Genomic DNA, 20,306 nt, shown 5'->3' with positions numbered 1-20,306 from the left:
ACCGTATTTTGGTTTCTCACTTATTGTTATCAAATAGACCTGAATCGTTCAGTATCTCCTCCTGGTTTTTCAATTTAAAGCCTATTCAATTAAAGGTAACTTTACTCAAAGTTTGTTAGCCTATCATTGCCTTTCCGTATCTTCCATGTTCCTATTTATTCACTGCTAAGAGATCCTGCCGGGGAGAAATTGCGGTGTTGTCACCCTTGGCTTGTAGTAGTCCAAACTAAAATATCCAAATAAATTCCAGTATAAAAGGAAAATAGTTTTGAATAAGGTTATATTGACGGTTCTGCTGGTCGTATTCAGTTTTAAGGTGTTCGCATCAGATCCTAATGTAGAGCAAGCACGAGAGTCTCTGGATATCATCAAAGAACTGACTCCCTGGCCTTGGGAAGAGCCCATTACCCCGATATTTGATAGTTACTTAGCTGCTGATTTCGATCAATACCAGGGAAGGTATAAGTCTTTATACATGGTAGAAGATCTACTGATGCATAAGTGGGGCCAGTCTATTACTGAGTTTATTGTGCTGGCTGAACTATTGTACACTTTCCAGCCGGAAGATTATCAACAAGAGCACCTGCCGGCATTTGAAGCAGCTATTCATGAATTGGATGAGTTCAGGTTAGCGATTAATGAATTTTTATTGCCCTATGTGCCGAGCTACAGTCTCAAACAGCAAAGTTTAGTTAGGCATTTTGATGGAGAAGGGATCGTTATAGCGGTATTCGATTTATTTGACCCTGCGCGATTACAGCAGCAACGCGAGATGTATCCAAATATTGAAGCTGAAGTTCAATTTGGAGATCCCATAACATTCCTTCACGGAAATACCGTGATTGATATCATTCTGGATATCGCGCCTAAGGCCACTATTGTTCCAGTGAGTACAGAGAGTAAAACTTACAATGAAGCTATGGAGTATATGCGTGCTCGTGAGGACATCAGTGTTATCAACATGAGTAGGGCATTTCACATTACTGACGATCAGTTAGATCAGGAGTTCGCCGATCATTTATCCAGTATCCTGCAGACAAAAATCTTTACAAAATCCATTGGTAATACAGGAACAGACTTGGATGGAGCAAATACAGATGTTCGTGAGCACTTAGGTCTGCCGCCGCTAGGCAGCTTTTTCACTTACGATCTGGAGTTAATAAAATCTTTCCTTGCACAAAATGAAGGTCAGCCAGGTGATAAGAACTTAATGTTCGCAATCAATTTACAGCCTTTTTCAAACGAGGTTTCACTGACCGCTACCGTGCCTGGGTACAATCAGTTGGCTAGTGATCGAAGCTTTGCAATCTCGGGTGATGCGGTCTACTCAGCTTCAAGCACCAATTTTGAGTCCGGCAGTTCCTTTTCCGCACCGCAACTGGCAGCAGTGAGCGTTCTTTTGCTGGATGCTGCAGAACACTATGGTTTCTCCGGGAGTGAGGCAGCTCAAAGGGTAGTACAAGCTCTTCAGTCGACAGCAAGACACTCACACTTGGGGGCTAACAATACAGGTCTCGGTTTTGTTGATGCTCAAAGAGCGTGGCATAAGGTGAAAGGTAAGGGCAGATATAAGCCCCATCCACGTACTGCAGAAAAGTAGTTATTACTTGATACTTAGAAGATTTCTAATCTGGCAGGGATTACTCTGCCAGATTAGAAAACATAGATTTACTGGCGGAATCAAGTCATATAAGGGTGTCCTCAGAGTAGGCATCTGATGATATTGGGTAAAGGGTTGGATGGTGAGTGAACGCTTCCTATTTGATAATGATGGTACTTTAGTTGACAGTGAATATTTCTGTAATCTTGGGTTAGCTCTAATGTTTCAGTAAAGCTATGTGGCCTGAATCAGTGTTTTGGAGATAATATATACCGCTCTTATATAGCTGCTATGTTTGTGCTCTATTAGGCCCTGACTGGCGGTGTTTAGTTTTTTTGGCAGATTTATAGTGTCTGAATCAATGTAAGGTATATTAGGACAATGAATGTTACGAAACGCTGCCTGAGAATAATTGCTTTTTATCTTCCTCTAGTATCCGGCTTTGCCTGGGCCTCTGAAGGTTTGATCTGTGATGAATCATGTACTTTTGTTCTGAAGAATGAGCGGGAGTCCAGATTTACGGTTGTCAATGAGAATAGGGCGGATATCAGGCTTTCACCTTTTTCCACTTTCAAAATACCAAATACCCTGATTGCCTTGGATTTGGGTGTTGTAAGTAGCCTAGAGCAGGAACTCACCTACGATCATGAGAAGTATCCTGCACAGAAATGGTGGCCTACGGTTTGGTATGAAAAACCCCTTCCGATAAGGGCGGCATTCCAAAATTCTGCGGTTCCAATCTATCAGCAAATTGCCTTTCAGGTCGGCGCGGAGAGAATGAATCAATACTTGACAAAGTTTAACTATGGAAATATGGATATATCTTCTGGAGTGGATCGTTTCTGGTTACACGGTAGTCTGAAAATTTCTGCCCGAGAGCAAGTCAATTTTCTGCATAAGCTGTTTAGTGGGCAACTGCCTGTGTCCTCAGATACATTGGCTTCATTCAAGCAGGTAATGTTGGTTGAGGAAACTGACAGTTACAAACTCTACGCCAAAACTGGCGGAGGACAGATAGCCAAGGGTTATGCTTTGGGTTGGTATATTGGCATCGTCGAGTCCAAAGATAATGTGCATTACTTTGCAATTAATATGGATCGGGAGACCTTTGGAGGCGTTCGACAGGAAAGGGTTAAAGTAGCTCGACAGCTGCTGAAAAAATATGGCGTTCTCTAATTCTAGGTATTTCTTGCATTACCAATTGGATAGTGTGGCTCGAAAGGCCAAGGTACACGGCTACTCACTTTAATTTTAGATATAGCAGTTGTGATGTGGCGATTGTTTTCAATGGCTGCTTGGCAATGCGAATGAATTGAAGTTGGCATAGCCCCAAATGCCCCCCTGCTTTGCCGACTCTTTTATTTGGAGCATTGCCCAAAAAAGATCTGAAAAATAAAAACCTATTGACGATCGGTTTTTACATGACTACCATCGTTCAACGAATTACTTTCACTATTGGGATATCGGTCTATGCGACTGGGTGATCTTGAGAAACAGGTGCTCCAATACCTTTGGAGTGTGAAATCTGCAGACGCCAAACAGGTCCACTCGGACCTGAGCAGGGTCCGTGGAGGTTCTCTCAATACCATCCAGAGCACGCTGGATCGCCTCTACAAGAAAGGTTTGCTGTCCCGGGAGAAGCAGGGGCATGCATTCCAATACAGCCCGGCAGTGGAGCGCTACGAATTTGTCGGGCAACTGATTCAAGACGTTACTCGTGAGTTCGTTGATGATGAGAACGGGCTGGTAGCCGCATTTACCTCCATCTCGTCGGAGCTGAGCGAAAGCCAATTAGAGCAGCTGGAGCAGTTGATCGAAAGCCAGAAGATTAAGCGCCAGCAGGGTGATCGCTAATGATTTTGGGGCAGGTTGCACTCTGGCTAAACCTGCTGACTATTGCAGCGCTTGGCCTGTTTGTCGGTATTATACTGGTATCAGCTGCCTGCCTTTCTGCTTCCCGGTATTCACTTCGCTTGTCTGCCAGTAGCCGACGTTTATTGCTATGGAGCGCGGTATTGTTGCCGTGGTTCGCGGCTTCCACTGCCGCTGTTATCCTGGCTTTCCCCAGCCTTTTGGGAGGCGTTGTATCATTGGCGCACTGGCACCATATCAATGCTTTTAACCTCTACAGCTGGCATGGTGTTTTTACCATTGCGTTTCTTTTCCTTAGCGGGTTTTTGGTGTTTCAAAGTTTTAAACGAGCTCATCATCATTTGGCGCAGCTCCGTTTGTTAATGCAACTTTGCGAAAGGGATAAGTCTGATCAGAGTATTATCCAGGCAAAGGGGCCCCAGGCTTTCACCAGTGGTCTGCTCCGTCCGCAAGGGTTTTATACCAGCGGTCTGCGAGACCAGTTAACAGCGGAAGAATTTGAGGTGGTGCGACTTCATGAGGAAGCCCATGCGCAAAAATTTGATCCTCTGAAGAAATTAATATTCGCTTTGTTTGCCAGCTTTTTCCCTACGCGTTTGGGGAATTACCTGAATCGGCAGATGGCGCTGTGTATGGAGCAGCGTGCAGATGCTTATGCCCATAGGCAGGGGTGGAGTGAGACCTTTATCGCCCAAACTCTACTTAAAGTAACCCGTATCTCCAATGGGTTGCAGCCCAAAGAGAGAAGTTCAGCAATGGTCTGTTATTTCGCTCTTGACCAGCTGGATGCCCGTATTCGTTACTTGTTGTCTGATGATAAGGGGCGCAACTTATCCCCTTTATTATTAGCTGGATTGTTTGTGGTTCTTACTGGTACTTGCCTTGTTTCGGTGGATGCACTCCACCACACCGTCGAAACCCTGTTCTCCCACTAAGGAAGCTGAAGTGTTTAATTGTTTGCGTTTCGTCATAATCAAAAAACCGACTATAGATCGGTTTTTTGTGGCCGGGGCTGTGTTCTTTTTAGTCGCATTAAGTGGGTCCCTTAAGGCAGAGCAGGGCGAGGAGTTATCGGGCCTTACTTATGAGCAGGCAATCCTTAAAAGCTTGCAAAATCATCCTGAACTGGCGGGTTACCGATATCAGTTTGAGGCTGTGGATGCTTTATCCAAGCACGCCAAGCTTGGACCACGCCCGGAGCTTAATGTTGCCGCCGAGGGGCTGGGAGAGGACAAGAGCAGCGATGGCAATGGCAGCTCCCAGGTAACAGTAGGCATCAGTTGGCTATTACAGGGTGATCTCGCAGAAAAACGTGTAATGGCTACACGCAGTAAGACTTCCGTGATTGAGGCCCAAAAGCAGGTTCTTGAGTTAGAAGTTGCCGCTAATACCGCACGTTACTTTTTCCAGGTCCTGGCGCAACAGGAACGCCTCAAAATTGCTAAAACAGCTGTCGACCTGGCTCGCAATATGACCGCTGAAATTAATCGTCAGGTTAGTGTTGGCAGAACGAATGAAGCCGATGCTTTTCGGGCGGAAGTCGATTTGCAGCGTCGACTCTTAGCTGTGGAAGATGTCGAACACGAATTGGATATAGCCAGATATCAATTAGCTGCCCAGTGGGGTTCCAGAGAGCCCAGCTTTCTTGGGGTGGCGGGCTCCCTTTCCAGTGTCATTCCAGAAGCCGATTTATCTAGATTGCGAAGCTTGGTGGCGAGCAACCCAAATTTGGAAATATTCATGAGCCGCGAGCGCGTGGCGCAGGCGGAAATTGATTTGGCACGTGCAGAAGCTGGCATTCAGTGGCGGATTGATACAGGAGTTCGTCACAACGATGCGAGCGGGGATTATGGATTGGTGGCAGGTTTCGCAATCCCACTAGGTAAGGGCGATCGCAATCGCGGCAAGGTATCTGCTTTGAGGGCGGAACAAAATCGTTTCCGAGCAGAAAGAAATGCGAAAGAGATTGAGTTGGATACACAGCTCTTTGTGATGACCCAAAGGCTACAACATCACCGGCACGTGGCTGCCGCCTTGAATGAAAAGATGATTCCTAGTCTGGATAAGGCGCTCACCGCTACGCAAAAAGCCTATCGACGTGGCCGCTATAACTACTCGGAATTGGCACTTGCCCAACAGGGACTTACCGATGCGCAGCTTTCACTGCTCCAGGCACAGTACAACGCACACCTTAGCCTGATTGAAATTGAAAAACTCACCGGCCTGTCAGTGGCACAGATAAGCGAGAGCGAGATATGAGATCCGCAGTTTTTTCCAGCCTGATATTCAGTGCTCTACTTTCCTTGTTACTTAGTGGCAGCGGCAGTGTCTATGCGGCCGGAGCTGTCGCGGGGGCGGAACCGGAAAAAGGGCCCAATCGTGGGCGCATGTTGCGTGAAGGTGATTTTGCCGTTGAGCTAAGTATTTATGAAACCGGTGTTCCCCCGGAGTTTCGGGTTTGGGTGAGTAATGATGGAGAGCTGGTTAATCCTCAGCAGGTTGATCTTAAAGTGGTTCTTACAAGGCTTGGAGATGGAGAGGATCATATCGAGTTCAGGCCTGAGGGGGATTACCTGCGTGGTGATATGGTGATCTATGAGCCCCACTCATTTGTTGTGACTCTAACCGCCAAGTACCAGGGGCAAGAGTACCGTTGGCAATACGATAATTTTGAGGGGCGAACCCGTATCGAATCCGGTATTGCTGAATCAATGGAAATTGATACGGAAACCGTCGGCCCCGCCAGGATGAGTGAGACCAGCCGCGCTTATGGCAGGCTTATTGTAGATCCAGAGCAGGTACGTGAAATTAGTGCGCGTTTCGATGGCTTTGTAGAAACTGTGCAGGTGGGGTTGGGGGAGCGCGTTAAAAAAGGGCAACCCCTAATTACCATTAACAGCAATCAAAACCTAAACACCTACACTATTCAATCCCCAATTGCCGGTGTAGTAGTCCAGCGCAATGTAAACCCTGGCGAACAGACCGCAGGTCGAGTTTTATTAACAGTTGCCGATGATACTGCTTTGTTGGCAGAGCTGGATGTTTTCCCCTCGACACGCCCCCAGATTCGCCAGGGCGCGCCCGTTTCCGTCAATATAAGGTCCCTGGAAACTCCTCTGCTCGGGGTAGTGAAACAAATTGATACTTTGATGAAACCCAACCAGGCCACCGCCGTTCGAGTGTCACTGCAAGATATTCCCCCAGGCCTCGCACCAGGTTCTTTTGTAAGCGGCGATATCCAAGTTGCTGAATATGAGGTGCCTCTCGCCGTAAAGCGCTCCGGTTTACAGGCGTTCCGCGATTTTACTGTCGTTTATGCCAAGGTGGGCGATCAATATGAGGTGCGTATGTTGGAGCTGGGGCGTGAAGCAGGCGATTGGGTAGAGGTGCTGGGGGGGATTCGACCGGGAATCGAGTATGTCACCGGCAACAGCTACATCATTAAAGCGGACATTGAAAAGTCCGGTGCATCCCACGATCACTGAGGGTTCGACATGCTTGAGTACTTGATAAGAACCTCAATTCAAAATCGCGGGCTGGTTATTACCTTTGTGCTTTTACTGTGCGGTTTGGGCATTTGGAATTTCACCCGGCTGCCCATTGATGCGGTACCGGATATCACCAATATCCAGGTGGTTATTAATACGGGGGCACCGGGGTATACCCCAAAAGAAGTTGAGCAACGGGTTACATACCCTGTGGAAAATGCAATGGCTGGATTGCCGAGCCTTGCTTATACCCGCTCCGTTTCGCGGTATGGACTATCTCAGGTTACGGTGATTTTTGAAGATGGCACCGATATTTATTTTGCCCGCCAGTTAGTGAATGAACGGCTCACTAGTGTACGTGGCGCACTGCCTGCTGGTTTGGAACCCGAGCTCGGACCTATCGCCACAGGCCTTGGTGAAATCTTTATGTTCACAGTGGACTCCGAACCGGGAGCCACCAATGCTGACGGCAGTGCGGTAACACCCAAGGACTTGCGTTCGGTGCATGACTGGATTGTGCGCCCGCAGTTACTGCGTGTACCTGGTGTGGTGGAAGTCAATCCGATCGGCGGCTTCAAGAGAGAAATTCTAATTGCTTTAGAGCCGGAGAAACTGCTGGCATTTGGCCTGACCCAAGAAGACCTGATTCGCTCGATCGAGGAGAACAATCGTAACCGCGGTATAGGCTTTATTGAACACAGTGGCGCCCAGTGGTTGTTGCGGGTTCCGGGGCAGGCAAGCTCGTTAGAGACACTGAAGGATTTCCTGGTTGCGGAAGTGAATGGCGTTGCTGTTCGCCTTGGCGACTTGGCCAAGATCGAAGAGGGGCGCGAAATGCGCACCGGGGCGGCTACTCAGAACGGCAGGGAAGTGGTGATGAGCACCGTTTTCATGCTGGTTGGCGAAAATAGTCGCACCGTTGCAGGTGCAGTTGGTGAAAAGTTAGAGGATATCAAACAGAGTCTACCACCTAGTATCACATTGACTGCAGTTTATGATCGTACCGGTCTGGTTGACCAGACATTGCGCACGGTCCAAACCAATCTTATGGAAGGTGCGCTGCTGGTTATCGCGGTTCTTTTCCTGCTACTTGGGAATGTTCGCGCAGCAATCCTAACCGCGCTGGTCATTCCGGTGGCCATGTTAATGACCGTCACCGGCATGGTACAGGCCCGCGTAAGTGCAAACCTGATGAGTCTGGGGGCGCTGGACTTTGGCTTGTTGGTGGATGGGGCCATCATTATTGTCGAGAACTGTCTGCGACGCCTCAGCGAATCCGCCCGCGAGCGTGGCCAGTTAGATCTAAAAGAACGGCTTACCCTGGTATTCCAATCGACGCGGGAAGTGATTCGCCCGGCCATGTTTGGTGTGTTCATTATCACAGCAGTGTATTTACCCATTTTTGCCCTGACTGGAGTGGAGGGCAAGATGTTCCATCCAATGGCTATAACCGTGGTGATTGCGCTGCTTTCTGCGATGTTTCTTTCCATCACTTTGGTGCCAGCCGGCATAGCGCTGCTATTCCGCAAACCGGTGATCGAAAAGAAAAATCCTGCACTTGAGAAGCTGAATAGCATTTATCGCCCGGCCTTGGAGTTTGCACTGCGCCAGCGTGTCATGGTTGTCGCTATTGCTGCGCTACTGGTGTTGGTTTCCGGCTATACGGCAAGCAGAATGGGTAGCGAATTTGTGCCGAATCTGGATGAAGGCGATATTGCCATGCACGCCTTGCGCATTCCCGGCACATCCCTGGAACAAGCGATTGCATTACAAAAATCCCTGGAGGAGCGGATTAAAGAGTTGCCCGAAGTGGAGCGTGTATTCGCCAAAATTGGTACTGCAGAAGTGGCTACCGATGCCGTTCCCCCAAGTGTTGCCGATAACTTTATTATCCTGAAACCCAGGTCTCAGTGGCCAGATCCGGATAAGCCAAAAGAGCAATTGGTAGAAGAGCTGGCAAAGCTGGTAGAGCCAATTCCCGGCAACCGCTATGAATTTCTCCAGCCAATCCAGATGCGCTTTAACGAGCTTTTAGCGGGGGTGCGTGCGGAATTGGCGATCAAAGTCTTTGGCGATGACTTTGAGCAATTGGAGCGTTTGGGTGATGAAATTGAAGCGGCTATCGGCAGTGTAGAAGGCGTTGCTGATATACAGATGGAGCAAACCAGCGGTTTACCGGTTCTCGCCATTGTTCCTGACCAGGCCGCGCTAACACAGTATGGGCTGGCCATTAGCCAGGTACAGGAGCAGCTGGCAACCGCCCTGGGAGGTACGGTTGCTGGCCGCTTTTATGAAGGGGACCGCCGCACCGATATTGTTGTGCGTTTGCCAGAGGTATTGCGCCAGGATTTGGATGCGCTAAAGAAACTGCCGATTCATCGATCCAATGGCAACTATGTGCCCCTGGAGGAAATTGCCAGCTTGGAGCTCACTGCCGGTATCAACCAGGTTTTCCGCGAGAACGGTAAACGCAGGGTAGTGGTAACGGCTAATGTGCGGGGTAGGGACCTGGGTAGCTTTGTTGCTGATGTACAGCAGTCCGTTTCCGATAAAGTGGAAATACCACCCGGCTACTGGGTTGAATACGGCGGAACCTATCAAACCCTACAGTCTGCTACTGAACGCTTATCGATTGTAGTGCCGCTGACCCTTGTGTTGATTATGGGGCTTCTCCTGCTGGCGCTTCGCTCCATAAAAGATGCGGCAATTATCTTTACCGGTATACCCCTCGCATTAACCGGCGGTGTGCTCTCTTTAATGTTGCGGGACATCCCTTTCTCCATTTCCGCAGCCGTTGGTTTTATCGCACTTTCCGGGATTGCCATCCTTAACGGCCTGGTGATGGTTTCCTTTATTCGCGACCTGCGTGACCACGGTTACAGTATAGAAAAGGCCATTATTGAGGGCGCCCTGATCCGATTACGTCCGGTCATTAGTACTGCTCTGGTTGCCTCACTCGGTTTTGTGCCCATGGCCCTGAATACTGGTATTGGCTCTGAGGTACAGCGCCCACTGGCTACGGTGGTTATTGGCGGTATTGTCTCATCAACAATCCTGACACTTTTAGTGTTGCCGGCACTCTACAGAATTTTAGATGGCAGGGAGTCCAAGTCGAAAAGCTCACAAGGGAACCCTGAAGTGGCTCTGGCTGGAGCCAGTTAACTGGGCCTGTGTGCGCTTTGGTTCACAAGAATTTAGAACTTTAATAACGGGAGATAGTAACGTTGCACAATAGTTTAAATACAGTTTTCGGCTTGATGGCGCTGATAGCAGGTATGGTGATATCCATGCCGCTATTTGCCCATGGAGTGGACGATGCTACCAAGACTTTTCTTGCCGGCAACGAAGGGGTATCTATTATTCCCTTTCTATATATTGGCGCCAAGCATATGGTGACTGGCTATGACCACCTGCTGTTCCTGGTGGGAGTCATTTTCTTTTTATATCGATCAAAAGATGTTCTTATCTATGTAAGCTTCTTTACGCTCGGTCATAGCTTAACTTTGTTATTTGGAGTGCTTAACGACACCCATGTGAATGCCTATTTGATCGATGCCATTATTGGATTATCCATTGTCTATAAAGGCTTCGATAATCTCGGCGGCTTCAAACGGGTTTTTGGCTTCCAGCCTAATACCAAGGCTGCCGTACTGATTTTTGGACTCTTCCACGGTTTTGGTTTGGCAACCAAATTACAGGAATTCAAGCTGTCCAGCGATGGGTTGGTGGAGAATATCCTGGCCTTTAATGTCGGAGTAGAAATTGGTCAGTTTGTTGCGTTGCTGTTTATTCTTCTCGCCATCAATTATTGGCGTCGCTTTGACAGTTTCCTGCGCTTTTCCACCATGACAAATACCTTACTAATGAGTGGTGGACTGATGTTGGTGGGTTACCAGATGACAGGCTACTTCGTAGGTTAGATAGCCAGAAAGTGACTTTATAAAGTTAATTGAACAGAAAGAACACAGATTTAGAGCTTACAGAATGAATACAACTGAAATGCCAGTGCAGACTGCACAAACGCTGATTAAATCCACACTTGCTGCTGGCGTGCTTGCAGCCATTATGTTGACCACAGTGATCCTGCCAGCTGAATACAATATAGATCCTACTGGAATCGGCAGTGCACTGGGGCTGACTGAATTAAACAGTCAAGAGCAGGAAATCGCTGTACCGGAAATAGTGCAGCGTGGTGAGCAGTCCTTCGCTTATCGGTCCGACACCACAACTATTGAAGTGCCGGCTGGCCGTGGGATTGAATACAAATTTCAACTGGGTAAATACGGCCATCTGGAGTACGAGTGGGTAACGGAGAGTGGTGAACTTTACTTTGATTTTCACGGCGAACCCGCAGGCGATACTACCGGTTACTTTGAGAGCTTTGCTATTGCTACCGCAAATAAAATGAGTGGCTCTCTCACCACGCCTTTTGATGGTTCCCATGGCTGGTATTGGAAGAATAACAGTCAGGAGTCTGTGAATATTACTTTAAAGACAAAGGGTTTCTACGAGGTTATTGGACTTAAGCAGTAACACTTTTTTATCAACATTTACTCAAGCCGAAAAGAAAGAGAGCATTATGAACAAACTCATTCGAGTTATTTGTGTATCAGTTACCTTAGGCTTCGCAAATCTTGCTTTCGCTCATGGTGACCATGAGAGAGACAATTTTTCCAGTGTCTCTATGGTAGAAGCCAAGGGCATCGCCAGCCAGGAAGTAGCTCGTCTAATCAAAGAGGGTAAGCTCAACAAATCCTGGGCTGACAAGTCGCTCAGCGCCGCTATGCAGCGTATTAACAACCAGCGCCAGTGGGTTGTTACAGCAAAAGAGCAGAGCGATGTTTTGAACCAACAACTGCAGGTTTTTCTGAGTGCTGAAGGCTACTTTCTCTCATTCGAAGTGGTGACTCGTTAAGCAGTCAGTTAGAGCTCAGGCAGTGGTAGATTAGATTTACCGCTGCCTATCATTTTAGAGTTCACTTAGGCACTTTTATCAAAACCGGTAACCCCTTTTTTTCAAGAGGATGTGTCAGATTTGGTCTGAACTAATCCAGTTCAGTAGCTTCAATTACGTTCGGGCCGTTACAGGTATTTACAGTCATTGTTCTCATTTTGATTCCCCAAAAGTGTACTTTCTGTAGAGTTTTATCTAAGTATCAGAAGTAAGTAGGGCACCGCAGTCTGCAAATCGACCGATGCCCGATTGCTACTGTTAGTTTATTTTTTGTACATCCATTACGAGTTGGTTCCAGTTCCGCTGATTTTCAATATCGTGTTCCAACCCTTGTTCATCTGCGATAGAGAAGCGTTTTAGGGCAGGTGTTTTACTGGTTGCTTGATACAGCCAGTAGGCCTCCGCTTTTAGCGCTTCACTGATAGGCTTATCGATTGACTCATAGACCGCTTGCTTACAGGCATTGATTGATTCTGCTGGAAATTGAGCAATTCTCTTCGCCAGGTTATCGACATACTCTCCAATTTCATCTGGGTTTAGTGCTTTGTTGATTGTTCCGAGTCTTTCCGCTTCGTCAGCATCGAAATCACGGGCGCTGAGAATAATTTCCAGAGCTTTACCCAGTCCTGTCTGGCGAGCCATCCTTGATGCGCCTCCCCCACAGGGGAGGATTCCCATACCGACTTCCATTTGCATAAACGTATATTTTCCTCGAGCTGCGAAACGCATATCGAGTGCCAGGGCCAGCTCATGGCCACCACCTCTAGCGAAACCTTCTAGTTTAGCGATCGTTGCTTGGGGCACTTTGCTGATTCGCTCGCAGATAGCCTGTAAATCCAGAAGCTGAGCTTCTTCACGAGATACAGCCTCGTCGGACATGTCTTTTAATAGCTCCGTATCGTAATGACACACCCAAACCTCCGGATTCGCAGACTGAAACACAACGACTTTGGTTTCTCGATCCCGTTCCAGCCGCATTGCCAGGCTGTTTAAGTCGGCCAGCATTTCTTGCCCTTGAACATTCACTGGACCAAAGTCAAATGTCACAGTTAGGATACCGTAATCTTGTTTCGCCGTGAATGTTGTAAAACCTTCATATTTCATGGTGAATTCCTTTTAATTGATTGCGTTAATGTCTTAGGTATTTTTAATGTCGAGTTTGTCGAGAATGTTCTCAATTTCTTCAATAAGTACCTTTCTCTTTTTCTCATCTAGTGCGTCTGGGTGCGGCTGGGACCAATTGCCTATGTCATTGTCAAAGTATTTACCGCTAGTGTTTGAGAACTCATCATCGAGCGCAGCCCGAGCCAATATGTTGGCGCCGATGCTTAAGTCTTTTCCTTGGGTTCCGTAAGCATCTTTCACCATTTTACTACCCAGAAATGAGGCGGGATTGATTGCAATAAATGCCGGAGCTTTGTTTCCAAGTGAGTGGGCAAGTTGAAAGGTCCACATGGTGAGAGCCAATTTACTTTGGGCATAAGCATCACTGTCGGATAGTTGTTGGTGACCATTGAGAGCTTCTAGGTTCACAGTTGCTTGTGCCGCAGAGGACAGATTGATAATACGGCCGTCGGTACTAAACAGCGGCAATAGCCCTATCGTTAACAAGTAGGGGGCAATAACGTTTACGATAAAACGAACATCGTAACCCGTGTAAGTTATTGGGTCCTGTACTTTAAATATGCCGGCATTATTGATAAGAATATCAATATTTGAATATTGATTTTTTACCTTTGAGACCAGTGCCAACACATCTGATAAATTGGATAAGTCTGCTCGGAATGTATCTATGTGAGCCTTAGGAGAGCTTTGCTTTATCGCTTCTTTTGCACTTTCTAGTTTTGTATCGCTACGGCCATGTAAGAGCAAAGTTTGATCCTTTGCTGCTAGTAATTTTGCAGTTTTTAAGCCGATACCGTCAGTACCGCCTGTTAATAAAATAATCTTCCGCATATGCTAATCCTTTTCACTAAAGCGTGGGAGAATGACTTCTGAATTTGTTCTAAGAATTCCTTCAATATGTGCTTTTTTAAATCGGAGGTTCAGAGCAACATGATAAAGCATCGTTGGAACTGGATTTGTTGCTTAATTTTCTCTGGGGACCACAAGTCCCACCGAGCGTTTGCCCAGCTTAAATACAGCGTTGTAACCCGCATTGATACTAGCAAAGTAACTGGCTTGATCTTTGTAATTTGAGTGCAATATGGTAGCTCCTATGCATCTCGAATAGGAGAGAATTGGCGGCTAAAGCTGCAGGCTACGTCGCTATGGGCTGCTAGAGCCTGGTCACTTTTTGCGCCGCCGTTCATAAGCATCCTTACACTCATCTTGATCCTACCCACCAACGACGGACACTCTGTTAAGCGATAAACTACGCAGCAGAGGTGCTCTATGACAAGACCAAATAAACCAACCAAAACCACTCGTAAACAATACCCAGAGGAGTATAGAAAAGATGCTCTAGCCCTGGCACTCAAGGTCGGAGTAAGCGTTGCCGCTAAACAGCTTGGGTTGCATCCTTCCCAGATTTACGGATGGCGCAGTAAGGCTAAGCTACATCAGAGCCGTGGAGATTCCGAGAGAGAGCTGGCCACAGAGAATGCTCGACTTAAGCGGCAGCTGGCTGAGCAGGCAGAGGAGCTGGCGATCTTAAAAAAGGCCGCAGCGTACTTTGCAAAGAGCCTGAAATGAGGTACGCCTTAATGCATATAGGGACTGACGACGTGCTTGGATTGGTTCACCATATCGACACAACAGCAGCCAATGCCCATGATATTACCGCGACAAAAAACCTCTTACATGGCGATGAAAAAAGAGTTTGGGGTGATTCTGGCTATACCGGAGTGGAGAGACGCAAAGAGCTGGATAGTAAAGAAGTAGATTGGCATATTGCGATGAAGCCCAGCAGGCAGAAATCCCTTCCTGGAGGGGATGCTGTAAAGAGAGCTGAGAAGATCAAAGCGCAGATCCGTGCAAAAGTAGAGCACCCATTCCGCTATATCAAGCGAGTTTTTGGATACAGCAAGGTACGCTATAAAGGATTGGCCAAGAATACACAACGTCTACACTTGCTGACAGGCATTACCAACTTACTGATAGGAAAAAAATATCTCATCACTTAGGGAAAGTGCGCCCAAAATCCGATCAATACGGATTTTGGGCATGCAAATTTGAGGGGTTTAGCCATGAGAAGGTAATTTACGACCAATATATAGCCAATTTTTATGATTTAAAGCAGGATAGGGAAAGTCTGCCGTATTCTTCAGAGGTTCCCTAGCACAACCCTTTATAAGTAACATTGATTGCTGCGCCAGATATTTTTCTATAAGTGATTTTTTACTTAGGATGGCGGCAAGGTTTTCTTTATTGCTAAAGTGACGATTTGTTTTTATATTAAATAAAGTAATCATTTGGATGAACCCGTAAGATAATACTATGATTAACGATGGGGGACACCAGGTGGAGAGTTTAAAATTTAGGAATAATGTATGAGTAGTTAGCTGCCAGGCTGGTCGATTTTAGTGTAAAGTGCATAGCATTATACTGACATATAAATATTCTTATGGCTGGTTGAAATCATTAATAATGTTTTAAGAGTCGGAGATTTGATTAACACAAAATACCTACATAATCATGCTCAGTATAGCTGTTGAAAATAGATAAATGTTTTATGCGGAAATATTATAATGATTAACTCTTTAAATATAAATTTTTCATGTTTAGCATAAGGTTTGTCAAAAATACAAGACATATACTTCACAATTACTATATTTTGGAGAGGCAGATAACCCTAATTTGAATGTAGTGAAAATTAGAGGATCATATGTGTGGAATTGCAGGTGTATTTAACCACTGTAGAAATAATTATGTAGAGGAACAATTATTAATTAATATGGCTGCAATCCAAGCACATCGTGGACCAGATGGTTACGGCTATATTAGTTTAAAGAATCTTGGTTTAGGTATGAGTCATGTTAGGCTAGCAATAATTGATTTAGATATAGATCGAGGGAAACAACCATACATATCAAAGGATAGTAATTATTACTTAGTACATAATGGCGAAACTTATGACTATCAAAAAATAAGAGCTCAATTAAGCGTAGTTGGTGTCAAATTCGAAAGCAAAAGTGATTCAGAAATTGTTCTTCACCTGTGCTCAAAATTAGGAGTAAATAGAGCTGCAAGAATTTTAAGAGGTGAGTTCGCATTTGCGATCTATGATAAATATGAAGATTGCCTGTGGTTGGTGAGAGATCGTTTTGGAATAAAACCTCTATATTGGACCGAAACGCACGATGGCATTATATTTGGATCTGAGTTGAAGGCTATATTTTCACATCCGAGTACTCAGCCACAGTTTACCGGTGAGCTATTATATCATCAATTAATCCAAGTCATAATCCCTGGAACTACTGCTTTTAAAGGGGTTAATCAAGTCAATCCAGGCTGTATTCTTAAATGTAAAAGAGTTAATAATAGTATTGAGGTAAGCGAAGAGAAATACTGGGATATCAGTTTCTCTGTCCTCGATAAATCATCCACAGAAGACGAAGAGTACTATATCGAGGGTATAAGGGAGAATTTAATTAATGCCGTACAACTTCGTATGAATAGTGATGTCCCTGTCGGCTGTTATGTCTCAGGAGGTATTGATTCCTGTTCAATTTTAGGAATTGCCTCTGAGTTATCTCAAACCCCTTTAAAAACATTTACAATTGGGTTCGATAGTGTCGAATATGACGAAACTCAAGATGCATTAAGTATGGTACATAAAACAGATGCAGATCCATTTGTACTTAATATTCAATCGGAACATCTATATAAAGAATATGCTAAAACAATTTGGCATACTGAACGAACCATAGATAATTGTTATGCAGTAGCAAAATATATAATGAGTAAAAAAGTTTATGAGCATGATTATAAGGTGGTTTTGACTGGTGAGGGGGCTGATGAATTATTCTCTGGATATCCATTTTTTCGGCAGGATATGTATAAGTATGGTTTGAATAATAAAAACCCTAAAAAAATTCAAAAGTTACTAAATGACCTGGAGAAACAAAATGAAATATTTAAAGGATGTATGTTTTCTTGTAATGCACTATCATCCCCAGGAATAGAAAAAAAGATAGGTTTTACACCATCATTTTTCCAGGCTTGGCTTCAATACGATCCACTTGTTACCAAAATTATGGATAAAGAATTATCTGTTAGCTTGAAAGATTATGACGCTGGAGACGCTATAGTAGACGCGCTTGATTTAGGCAAGATGGCTGGAAGACATCCTTTGGATAAAGCTCAGTACATGTGGATCAAAACTATGTTAGAAGGGCAGATATTAACATGCGGCGGAGATCGTGTTGATATGGCTAATTCAATTGAAGCGCGGCCTCCATTTTTAGATCATCACTTAGCTGAGTTTGCGGCTACTATACCGCCTAATTTAAAGATTAATGGAACAACAGAAAAGTATATTCTAAGAAAAGCAATGAAGGAATTACTTCCGAAGAAGATTTATAATAAACAGAAATTTGCATTTATGGCACCTCCAGGCCACTCAAAGCCAACAAACTGGGTATTTATGAAAAATTTGACTGACCGGTTTTTAGGCAAAAAAATATTAAATGATTCAGGTCTTTTTGACCACAAGGAAGTAAAAAAAATTATTAAACGGTATGAAGATCCCACGATAAATTTTAGTTGTAAGGCACAGTTAGACACCTTAATTAATAATGCCTTAAGTGTTCAAATTTTACATCATTATTTTGTTTCTAAAAATATCCCGAAGTTGGCATACATGAAAGCGCAAGAGTTGGGGTGGTTGGTGGGTTGAGGATTGTTGATATGTTTATATATTTCCAATTGCATTTAAAATGCAAATAAAGTGGAGTCTTCAGGTTTTGAAAACTTTAAAAAATGTATCACACAAAGATTTGCTGGAGTTAAATGGAAAAAAAATGCTTCTTGAAGTTGAAGTTGAGGGGTTAGACATCTTTGAATGGGCAAGAGAATGTCATGAGGATATAGATCGGCTAATTAGAGATAGTGGAGCCCTCCTAATTAGAGGGCTTACGTTTTCTGGAGTTAGAGATTTTGGAAAGGTATTATCTATCTTATTTAATGATGATTTACTCAACTATACATATCGATCTACACCTCGTACTGAATTGGAAAATAGAGTATATACTGCGACCGAATACTATTCAGATCAAACGATCCCTCAACATAATGAGAATTCATACTTCAACAGTTGGCCAATGCGGATCGGCTTTATGTGTATAAAGCCTGCTGAAAACGGTGGAGAAACTCCAATATGCGATAGTCGTGAAGTATATAGTAAGATACCAAATAGAATCAGGAGCAAGTTTGAAGAAAAAGGCGTGATGTATATCCGTAACTATTCTGATATAGATTTGCCATGGAAAGATGTATTTCAGACAGAGAAAAAGAATGAAGTAGAGGCATTCTGCAAATATAATAAAATAGATTTTGAGTGGATTGGAGATGAACATTTAAAAACTAAACAAGTGAATCAAGCATCAGCTGAACATCCTGTATCTGGTGATAAAATATGGTTTAATCAGGCTCATTTATTTCACATTAGCAATCTAGAGAAAGAAATTCGTGAGACACTTCTTTTACTTAAAAAAGAAAGCGAATTACCTAGGAGTGCATGTTATGGAGATGGAAGTTTTATTGACTCTAATGACTTAGATGAAATAAGAATGATATATAAACAGAATTTAATATCATTTATGTGGAAAGAGAATGATATTCTCCTATTGGACAACATGCATTTTTCACATGGAAGAGAGCCATACACCGGGGAACGTCAAGTAGTAGTGGGTATGGGCTGCGCAAAAAATTCCAATGTAATTATGACTAGCCCACGTCTTTTATAATTTGATTGGCATGTGGATTTGTAAACTATTCAATTAGAATAATTTTAATCTAGTATAACTATCAGAGGAGTATATGGATAAAAATGCTACTAAAAGGAAAAGTTTTGTGTGTTAGCTCACAGGAATCCAAATTAGTTGTCTTATATTTAGCAGTTTTTTTATTGGGGTATGATTTTACTGCTTTGCCAGTCGCTATACCCAGTATTCAAAGAGAGTTTGAAGTAAATCTTACGACCGTACAATGGATTATCAATGGTTATACCCTGGTACTGGGTGTACTTATTATTACCGGCGGGCGTGTGGCAGATATGTTTGGGCGGCGCAAAATGTTTATTTGGGGCGCTATCATTTTTATTTTTTTCTCAATTTTAGCAGGAATTTCCGATAATATAGGACTGTTAATTGTATTTCGCTCCTTAATGGGGATCGGTGTCGCGTTGATGTGGCCAGCGCTACTAGGAATGATTTACGACTTTATGCCCGGTGAGCAGTCAGGTTTTGCTGGGGGTATGATTGTTGCAATAGTCGGTATATCCAACGCAATAGGACCAATCATTGGTGGGGTCTTAACCGATTTAATGAGTTGGCGTTGGATTCTTTTTGTAAACATTCCGTTTACGGGGGTATTAATTTTCCTATTTTATAAGCTAGTTCCAAAAATTGATATTGAGGTGGACAATAAAAAAATAGACTATATGGGTGTAGCTACATTATCAATCTCACTTTTATGTATACTCATTGCTTTAGATCTTTCGGTTGATATGGGTTTCAAAAGCCCACTGATTGTTATCTTAATTAGTGCATTTTTTGTATTCATTGGAATTTTTAGCATTGTAGAATATAAAGAAGGGAAGAGCGCTCTAATTCCATCCGATGTGATTGGTAACTATAAATTTTTATTTGCTGGAATTTCAACCCTATTAATTTCAGTAGTATTTCTTACCGCACTACTACTTGTACCACAATATCTTAATTTTACTAACGGTAATTCCGTAATTTCTATTGGGTTAAGTCTATTACCGATGATGTTAGCACTCGGTTGCGTATCATATGTATCTGGACAATTTTATAAAAAATTAGGTGCTAAATCACTTGCTTCGGCTGGTGCACTATGTGTATTTATTGGGATGTTTATACTAGCTCATATTCATAAATATAGCAGCAATTTACAGATGGTTTCTGGGTTGATTCTTCTTGGAGCTGGTATAGGAATGTTTTTCTCCACGATTACAACACTCGCTATTACTGTAGTCGATTCTTCCAGAGCAAGCTTGGCTGGTGGTATTATTTATATGCTTGACATTATGGGCGGATCACTCGGTTTAGGACTGAGTACAACAATTGTCGCATTAGCACCGGATTTTTTAACGGGGATAAGTCGTGCTTTTACCGTAAACGCTTATCTTGCGCTTGCTGGATTTATAATTTGTATCTTTTATGTTAGCGAAGGATCTATAACAAAAAATTGGAAATAGTAAAAAGTT

The 20,306-nt window shown here is 44.1% G+C and carries 18 protein-coding genes; 15 read left to right on the top strand and 3 right to left on the bottom strand.

Features of this window, described 5'->3' with window-relative positions; all coding sequences use genetic code 11:
• Positions 1-268 precede the first annotated feature (268 nt).
• From GL2_RS18310 to GL2_RS18260, 10 genes are all read left to right on the top strand, one after another.
• Positions 269-1,600, top strand: a complete 1,332-nt coding sequence (locus GL2_RS18310; protein WP_143732180.1) for a hypothetical protein — start codon at positions 269-271, stop codon at positions 1,598-1,600.
• Positions 1,601-1,981: 381 nt separating this feature from the next.
• On the top strand, positions 1,982-2,776 hold the full coding sequence (locus tag GL2_RS18300) for a class D beta-lactamase (protein ID WP_143732179.1): 795 nt from the start codon (positions 1,982-1,984) through the stop codon (positions 2,774-2,776).
• Positions 2,777-3,070: 294 nt separating this feature from the next.
• The gene (locus tag GL2_RS18295) at positions 3,071-3,454 is read left to right on the top strand and encodes a BlaI/MecI/CopY family transcriptional regulator (protein WP_143732178.1); all 384 of its coding nucleotides are present in this window, start codon (positions 3,071-3,073) and stop codon (positions 3,452-3,454) included.
• Positions 3,454-4,407, top strand: coding sequence for a M56 family metallopeptidase (locus GL2_RS18290; protein WP_143732177.1), 954 nt, complete (start codon positions 3,454-3,456; stop codon positions 4,405-4,407). Before GL2_RS18295 ends, GL2_RS18290 begins: the two co-directional genes overlap by 1 nt.
• A 10-nt stretch (positions 4,408-4,417) precedes the next feature.
• A complete protein-coding gene (locus GL2_RS18285; RefSeq protein ID WP_172621201.1) occupies positions 4,418-5,731 on the top strand; it encodes a TolC family protein in 1,314 nt (437 codons plus the stop codon).
• The gene (locus tag GL2_RS18280; protein WP_143732175.1) at positions 5,728-6,957 is read left to right on the top strand and encodes an efflux RND transporter periplasmic adaptor subunit; all 1,230 of its coding nucleotides are present in this window, start codon (positions 5,728-5,730) and stop codon (positions 6,955-6,957) included. The genes GL2_RS18285 and GL2_RS18280 overlap by 4 nt, the downstream gene beginning before the upstream one ends.
• A gap of 9 nt (positions 6,958-6,966) precedes the next feature.
• Entirely contained in the window at positions 6,967-10,122 is a 3,156-nt protein-coding gene (locus tag GL2_RS18275; RefSeq protein WP_143732174.1) for an efflux RND transporter permease subunit, read from the top strand.
• A 125-nt stretch (positions 10,123-10,247) separates the two neighbouring features.
• Positions 10,248-10,880 (top strand): HupE/UreJ family protein, encoded by a 633-nt coding sequence (locus GL2_RS18270; protein ID WP_020415320.1) that lies wholly within the window; start codon positions 10,248-10,250, stop codon positions 10,878-10,880.
• Positions 10,881-10,944: 64 nt separating this feature from the next.
• A complete protein-coding gene (locus tag GL2_RS18265; protein ID WP_143732173.1) occupies positions 10,945-11,493 on the top strand; it encodes a hypothetical protein in 549 nt (182 codons plus the stop codon).
• A gap of 46 nt (positions 11,494-11,539) precedes the next feature.
• On the top strand, positions 11,540-11,875 hold the full coding sequence (locus tag GL2_RS18260) for a DUF6488 family protein (RefSeq protein ID WP_143732172.1): 336 nt from the start codon (positions 11,540-11,542) through the stop codon (positions 11,873-11,875).
• 297 nt (positions 11,876-12,172) lie between these two features.
• On the opposite strand, the gene GL2_RS18255 is transcribed toward GL2_RS18260, so the two are convergent.
• Together GL2_RS18255 and GL2_RS18250 are read right to left on the bottom strand one after the other, a co-directional pair.
• A complete protein-coding gene (locus tag GL2_RS18255; RefSeq protein ID WP_143732170.1) occupies positions 12,173-13,018 on the bottom strand; it encodes an enoyl-CoA hydratase/isomerase family protein in 846 nt (281 codons plus the stop codon).
• Between the two features lie 33 nt (positions 13,019-13,051).
• On the bottom strand, positions 13,052-13,870 hold the full coding sequence (locus GL2_RS18250; protein ID WP_143732168.1) for an SDR family NAD(P)-dependent oxidoreductase: 819 nt from the start codon (positions 13,868-13,870) through the stop codon (positions 13,052-13,054).
• A gap of 438 nt (positions 13,871-14,308) precedes the next feature.
• Between GL2_RS18250 and GL2_RS18245 the strand changes: the two genes are divergently transcribed.
• Positions 14,309-14,608 (top strand): transposase, encoded by a 300-nt coding sequence (locus GL2_RS18245; protein ID WP_143728962.1) that lies wholly within the window; start codon positions 14,309-14,311, stop codon positions 14,606-14,608.
• Complete coding sequence (locus GL2_RS18240; RefSeq protein WP_143732166.1) at positions 14,605-15,039, top strand: IS5 family transposase; 435 nt, start codon at positions 14,605-14,607, stop codon at positions 15,037-15,039. The genes GL2_RS18245 and GL2_RS18240 overlap by 4 nt, the downstream gene beginning before the upstream one ends.
• A gap of 57 nt (positions 15,040-15,096) precedes the next feature.
• Here GL2_RS18240 and GL2_RS18235 read toward each other — a convergent pair whose 3' ends face one another.
• Positions 15,097-15,327: a hypothetical protein gene (locus GL2_RS18235; protein ID WP_143732164.1), complete on the bottom strand. Its 231-nt coding sequence runs from the start codon at positions 15,325-15,327 to the stop codon at positions 15,097-15,099.
• Between the two features lie 413 nt (positions 15,328-15,740).
• Here GL2_RS18235 and asnB point away from each other — a divergent pair, with 413 nt between their 5' ends.
• The 3 genes from asnB (at position 15,741) to GL2_RS18220 (ending at position 20,297) form a co-directional block, all read left to right on the top strand.
• Positions 15,741-17,753 (top strand): asparagine synthase (glutamine-hydrolyzing), encoded by a 2,013-nt coding sequence (asnB, locus tag GL2_RS18230; protein WP_143732162.1) that lies wholly within the window; start codon positions 15,741-15,743, stop codon positions 17,751-17,753.
• Between the two features lie 67 nt (positions 17,754-17,820).
• Positions 17,821-18,822: a TauD/TfdA family dioxygenase gene (locus tag GL2_RS18225; protein WP_197736476.1), complete on the top strand. Its 1,002-nt coding sequence runs from the start codon at positions 17,821-17,823 to the stop codon at positions 18,820-18,822.
• Positions 18,823-18,905: 83 nt separating this feature from the next.
• Positions 18,906-20,297, top strand: coding sequence for an MFS transporter (locus GL2_RS18220; protein WP_143732159.1), 1,392 nt, complete (start codon positions 18,906-18,908; stop codon positions 20,295-20,297).
• The last annotated feature ends 9 nt before the right edge of the window (positions 20,298-20,306 follow it).

The organism is Microbulbifer sp. GL-2 (assembly GCF_007183175.1).
Taxonomy (GTDB): Bacteria; Pseudomonadota; Gammaproteobacteria; order Pseudomonadales; family Cellvibrionaceae; genus Microbulbifer.
The sequence above is the reverse complement of the archived record's forward strand: the minus strand, read 5'-3'. Positions and strand labels throughout refer to the sequence as shown.

Coding starts and splice junctions, on each gene's coding strand:
- GL2_RS18295 (WP_143732178.1), top strand. CDS start 3,071: ATGCGACTGGGTGATCTTGAGAAACAGGTGCTCCAATACCTTTGGAGT.
- GL2_RS18255 (WP_143732170.1), bottom strand. CDS start 13,018: ATGAAATATGAAGGTTTTACAACATTCACGGCGAAACAAGATTACGGT.
- GL2_RS18275 (WP_143732174.1), top strand. CDS start 6,967: ATGCTTGAGTACTTGATAAGAACCTCAATTCAAAATCGCGGGCTGGTT.
- asnB (WP_143732162.1), top strand. CDS start 15,741: ATGTGTGGAATTGCAGGTGTATTTAACCACTGTAGAAATAATTATGTA.
- GL2_RS18235 (WP_143732164.1), bottom strand. CDS start 15,327: ATGATTACTTTATTTAATATAAAAACAAATCGTCACTTTAGCAATAAA.
- GL2_RS18265 (WP_143732173.1), top strand. CDS start 10,945: ATGAATACAACTGAAATGCCAGTGCAGACTGCACAAACGCTGATTAAA.
- GL2_RS18270 (WP_020415320.1), top strand. CDS start 10,248: ATGCCGCTATTTGCCCATGGAGTGGACGATGCTACCAAGACTTTTCTT.
- GL2_RS18260 (WP_143732172.1), top strand. CDS start 11,540: ATGAACAAACTCATTCGAGTTATTTGTGTATCAGTTACCTTAGGCTTC.
- GL2_RS18240 (WP_143732166.1), top strand. CDS start 14,605: ATGAGGTACGCCTTAATGCATATAGGGACTGACGACGTGCTTGGATTG.
- GL2_RS18290 (WP_143732177.1), top strand. CDS start 3,454: ATGATTTTGGGGCAGGTTGCACTCTGGCTAAACCTGCTGACTATTGCA.
- GL2_RS18250 (WP_143732168.1), bottom strand. CDS start 13,870: ATGCGGAAGATTATTTTATTAACAGGCGGTACTGACGGTATCGGCTTA.
- GL2_RS18300 (WP_143732179.1), top strand. CDS start 1,982: ATGAATGTTACGAAACGCTGCCTGAGAATAATTGCTTTTTATCTTCCT.
- GL2_RS18245 (WP_143728962.1), top strand. CDS start 14,309: ATGACAAGACCAAATAAACCAACCAAAACCACTCGTAAACAATACCCA.
- GL2_RS18220 (WP_143732159.1), top strand. CDS start 18,906: ATGCTACTAAAAGGAAAAGTTTTGTGTGTTAGCTCACAGGAATCCAAA.
- GL2_RS18280 (WP_143732175.1), top strand. CDS start 5,728: ATGAGATCCGCAGTTTTTTCCAGCCTGATATTCAGTGCTCTACTTTCC.